Origin of the sequence: Collinsella aerofaciens (assembly GCF_032584215.1) — a bacterium.
GTDB lineage: Bacteria > Actinomycetota > Coriobacteriia > Coriobacteriales > Coriobacteriaceae > Collinsella.
Genome location: NZ_JAWHPN010000062.1, coordinates 1 through 945, shown reverse-complemented (window position 1 = coordinate 945; position 945 = coordinate 1). Strand labels below are relative to the sequence as shown.

At 57.9% G+C, this 945-nt stretch carries 2 protein-coding genes; both read right to left on the bottom strand.

What is annotated here, in order from left to right:
• Positions 1-3: 3 nt before the first annotated feature.
• Positions 4-303: a hypothetical protein gene (locus RX395_RS09725; protein WP_024725226.1), complete on the bottom strand. Its 300-nt coding sequence runs from the start codon at positions 301-303 to the stop codon at positions 4-6.
• Positions 296-945, bottom strand: a 650-nt coding sequence (locus RX395_RS09720; protein WP_316367260.1) for a ParA family protein, incomplete at its 5' end; no start/stop codon positions are given. The genes RX395_RS09725 and RX395_RS09720, both read right to left, overlap by 8 nt.

Here is a 945-nt window from a genome sequence, read left to right as displayed (position 1 = left end):
TATTTAGACACAGTGCTTTTCTATTTCTCCATACCTCTGAATTTCTGCCTTATGTTCCACACGGTATCCCTCCAACAGCTCCCCGATCAGTTCGCTCACGCTACGCCGTTGCACATAGGCGATCTTCTGAATATCCTCGTACACGCTGGGTAGCACCGAGAGGCTAATCCGCTTCTTCAGCTCCCGATCCTCCTTCGGCCGGCCCCGCCGACCGGAGCTGGTGGCCGCCATGGGCGGCTGCTCCACGAATTTCCCAACGGTAGCGGATCTCCTGCGGCTCTCCCGCTCCTCCAGCTTACTCATGCTCCTGTTCCTCCCTCTTCTCCCTGCCGGACATAATCATGTTTGCTATGGCCACGTATTCCTTCGCAAGCTCACTGCTGGGGGCCTGCTCTACAGCCGCCAAGCCGTCATAAATCCCCTTCTTAGCCACCGCCAGCCGTTTAATCACGCCCAGCAGATTATACTCCTTCTGAAGCAGATCAAGGATGTCATGGTCATCGCCCACCCTTGTATCGTACAGCGTGGCGATCACCCCCAGCACCTTCAGCTCCGGGTTAATCAGCTCCTGGATCTCCTGGATGCTGTCCTGGAGCTGTGTCAGCCCCCGGTAGGCCAGGTAATCCGTCTTGACTGGAATCACCACTCCGTCGGCGCAGGACAGGGCATTGATGGTCAGGATAGAGAGCTGCGGCGGACAGTCAATCAAAATATAGTCATACTGCCCCCTGGCCTCCCGGAGCGCCCGGTCTAAAATCTTCTCCCGGCTGGCTCTGGAGAGCAGTTCCATCTCCATGGGCGCCAAGTCGATGATCGACGTGACGATGTGCAGCCGGTCACTAAGCTGCTGCACACACTCCATGAGCGGCGTCCCATCCTTCCGCAGCACATCCACGATCGTCCGCTCCACCTCCAGCGGCTCCAAGCCCACACTGATCGTCAGGC

Coding starts and splice junctions, on each gene's coding strand:
- RX395_RS09725 (WP_024725226.1), bottom strand. CDS start 303: ATGAGTAAGCTGGAGGAGCGGGAGAGCCGCAGGAGATCCGCTACCGTT.